Below are 3,419 nucleotides of genomic sequence, written 5' to 3' on the forward strand. Positions count from 1 at the left end.
TTTGAATGTTTTTCAATAAGATCAGTCCTCTACAAACGGGACAGATTGCTGAATAAAAAGATTAAGGGTTACATTAATCGGTTTAGAAAAATAATTAGTTTTTTAACTTTAATTATAAGGTAGAAGGTGTTATACTTGTTATTAACCAATGGTCAATAAAAGGAGTTAGAAAATGTCCCCCCGTAAAACAGCTTCTCAAGAGCTGACAAGAGAAATAATTTTAGAGAAAGCACGAACCCAATTTGTTGAAAAAGGTTTTCAACAAATTTCCATGCGTAGTATTGCAAAGCAACTGGGCTGTAGCCATGGAGCAATCTATTACCATTTCAAAAATAAAGCAGAACTCTTTTATGCGATTGTAGAAGTTGATTTTTCTAAACTGAACAATCTTTTAGAAGAAACCATTCAAGGACCTGAAGATGATTCGACAAAGCTTTATAACATACTTATTCACTTTATTGAATTTGGTTTAAATCATCAAGGTCAATATGAAATCATGTTTATGGTAAGAAACACAGAAGTAGATAGTCTATCCCAAACAGCAGCCAATCACAGTTATCAAATGTTTGCTCAAACCGTCCAATCTTTGTCCAAGAAAAAACTGAAGATTATAGACGTCTGGTCCGCATTTTTAGCATTACATGGTTTTGTTTCTCATTATCGTGGATATGTTGATAATTTTGAAGAAGCGAAGTTAGCAGCCGAATCACACGTAAATTTTATCATTAAAGGATTAAATGGATAGGGCAGCTCTAAATCATTTGCAGGTTTAGAGCTTGCCTATATTTTTTTAATTAAATTTGACCAGTGGTCAATTAAAAAAGGAAGGTGTTTTCAATGAAGAAGGCATTAGTACTAGGTGCAACAGGTGGAATAGGTTATGCATTGGTTCGTGAGTTGGTTGAACAAGGTGTGGAAGTCGTTGCTTTTTCAAGAGGAAAAGAAAGGTTACATGCTCTCTATCAGAATGAATCAAAGGTATCCATTTATTCAGGGAATGCATTAGTGGAAAAGGATGTAATCGAGGCAGCTGATGGTGTAGATGTAATCTTTCATGCCGTTAGCTTTCCTTATCAGGAATGGATGGATAAGCATCCTTTATGCATTGAGATAATAGTCCGGGCTGCCGAAATGCATCAAGCAAAAATTGCACTTGTGGATAATATTTATGCTTATGGTATGCAATCCAAAATAGAAGTGATTGAAGATACAAAGAAGGAGCCACATACAAAGAAGGGGAAGATCCGGCTCGCAATGGAAAATAGATTAAAAAGAAGCAATGTCCCTTGTTTGATTGTGCATATGCCCGATTTATACGGACCAAATGCGGAAAATACAATCCTTCATGAAACGCTAAAAAACGTTGTTCTAAATAAAACAGCGAATTTTGTTGGTGACATTAAGGTGGCTCGAGAGTTTATTTTTACGTTGGATGGTGCAAAGGCAATGGTGGAACTAGCTCTACGAGAAGATACGTACAACCAAAATTGGAATATCCCTTCTGCACATCCAATAACAGGAGAAGAGATAATTGAGATATTGCGTAAGGAAGTAGGATATAAAAAGTCGATTAGAACCGTTTCAAAAACAATGATTCAATTTATCGGATTATTTCAGCCGTTCATGAGAGAGATGGTAGAAATGATGTACTTGACAGAGGATCCTGTAATCTTAAGTGGTAAGAAGTACGAAGCGAAAATAGGACCGATACCACAGACGCCGTATAAAAAAGGAATCAAGGAAACATTAAATTGGATGAATGAGAAGGCAAAGGGATAATTTCCAATTTAATGTGTAGGGGCGTAATTTTTTGAGTTTTAAGGGACATTATTTTTTATCCAATATTATACAATCGGGTGCTATTGTTGAAGATCATAAGCCTAATTCCTCGCAAAAATAAAGAGGGATTAGGCTTTTTTATCTTTCAAAATCCTTACCGTTGTAACCCGCACATTATTGACGTTACCCCCCATTGGTAAACACGTTGGCAACAAGCGGTAAATATCGTGGCAATCGCTGGTAAAAACATGGCAGAAATCCTCTATCAAGCTCGAGAATCTTTTAAGAGAATTATGCCGGATAAGCAATATGGGTTTTACAATGGAAAGGTAAAAGAGAGGCAAGTTGATGCTGTATTTACATCTATCTATACATTAAGTATTAAAAAACATCTGGAGCAGTTTCGTACAGCCGAATTTGATTTAATCATTGTAGATGAATTTCACCATGCAGGCAACCGATTCTTTCCAAAGGGCACTTGACTATTTCCAGCCAAAGTTTTTGCTTGGTCTTACTGCTACACCAGATCGGAATGATAACAAGGATGTATATGCAATTTGTGATGGAAACGTAGCTTTTAGACTCGATTTCTTGGAGGCTATTAATAGGAAATGTTAAAAAAGGAAAAACAACAAAAGCCAAAAAAACCGTTCTATAAAAAATGGTGGGTTTGGGTAATTGCTATCATCGTAGTTGTGAAGCTTGCTTCTGGTGGAGATGATACTAGCGAGGATACTGCAATCGAAAACAAGTCAACTGATAACCAGACGGCGAATGAAACACAAGAAGAGAAAGTAGAGGAACCAAAAACAGAAGAACCGAAGGCCGCAGAGGATGATGTTCCTAATGATTATAAGTCTGCTTTGAAAAAAGCTGAATCGTACGCAAAAACCATGCACATGTCCAAAAGTGGTATTTTTGATCAATTAACTTCAGAATATGGCGAAAAGTTTTCTCCAGAAGCAGCTGAGTATGCCATGAGCAAAATTCAATATGACTGGAATGCAAATGCTTTGAAAAAAGCTGAATCCTATTCCAAAACAATGCACATGTCAAAACAAGGAATTTATGACCAACTTATTTCTGAACAAGGCGAAAAATTTACTGCAGAAGAAGCACAGTACGCCGTTGACAATCTGAAAGCTGATTATAATGAAAATGCCTTGGCTAAAGCAAAAAGTTATCAGGAATCAATGAATATGTCAACTGAAGCGATAAGAGATCAATTAACCTCTGAGTACGGTGAAAAATTCACACAAGAAGAAGCCAATTACGCTATTGAGCATTTAGGTAAATAAAAACGCAAAACACGCCTTCACCTTTTCTTTGGTAGAGGGCTTTAAATTTGTATTATGCAGTGATCAATATTGATTTCGCCAACTGATTTATCATTGCCTGTAGAGATAATCGCTTAGATGATAATATTTGGCAGCGTGAAATAAAGTCGCGACATTTATAAAAAAGTTTGATTAAATTACCCGTGTTGATATATATGTTGTTGATTGTTTAATGGAAGAGACAGGGTTCAGAATATTCTAACAGTACAATTGTTGAAATGCAAATATCATTAACTTAATTGATCCCCGAATAAATCAATATACAAATTTCCTTTTGTCCCGATGACAGCATACGAGATGTCA

Annotated in this window: 3 protein-coding genes and 1 pseudogene; all 4 read left to right on the forward strand. The window is 35.9% G+C overall.

Annotated features, from left to right (window positions below; all coding sequences use genetic code 11):
* Window positions 1–172: 172 nt before the first annotated feature.
* The 4 genes and pseudogenes from V7124_RS25605 (at window position 173) to V7124_RS25620 (ending at window position 3,077) form a co-directional block, all read left to right on the forward strand.
* Entirely contained in the window at window positions 173–745 is a 573-nt protein-coding gene (locus tag V7124_RS25605) for a TetR/AcrR family transcriptional regulator (protein ID WP_335494675.1), read from the forward strand.
* Window positions 746–837: 92 nt separating this feature from the next.
* Entirely contained in the window at window positions 838–1,779 is a 942-nt protein-coding gene (locus tag V7124_RS25610) for an SDR family NAD(P)-dependent oxidoreductase (RefSeq protein ID WP_335494677.1), read from the forward strand.
* A gap of 254 nt (window positions 1,780–2,033) precedes the next feature.
* Window positions 2,034–2,388, forward strand: a pseudogene (locus V7124_RS25615) (DEAD/DEAH box helicase family protein); the annotation flags it as partial.
* A 2-nt stretch (window positions 2,389–2,390) separates the two neighbouring features.
* Window positions 2,391–3,077: an Ltp family lipoprotein gene (locus tag V7124_RS25620; RefSeq protein ID WP_335494679.1), complete on the forward strand. Its 687-nt coding sequence runs from the start codon at window positions 2,391–2,393 to the stop codon at window positions 3,075–3,077.
* Window positions 3,078–3,419 lie beyond the last annotated feature (342 nt).

It is taken from the genome of Neobacillus niacini, from assembly GCF_036961885.1.
Taxonomy (GTDB): Bacteria; Bacillota; Bacilli; order Bacillales; family Cytobacillaceae; genus Neobacillus; species Neobacillus niacini_H.

Bases quoted from the DNA above. Each gene is read 5' to 3' on its own strand.
- V7124_RS25605 (WP_335494675.1), top strand. From the start codon at position 173: ATGTCCCCCCGTAAAACAGCTTCTCAAGAGCTGACAAGAGAAATAATT.
- V7124_RS25610 (WP_335494677.1), top strand. From the start codon at position 838: ATGAAGAAGGCATTAGTACTAGGTGCAACAGGTGGAATAGGTTATGCA.
- V7124_RS25620 (WP_335494679.1), top strand. From the start codon at position 2,391: ATGTTAAAAAAGGAAAAACAACAAAAGCCAAAAAAACCGTTCTATAAA.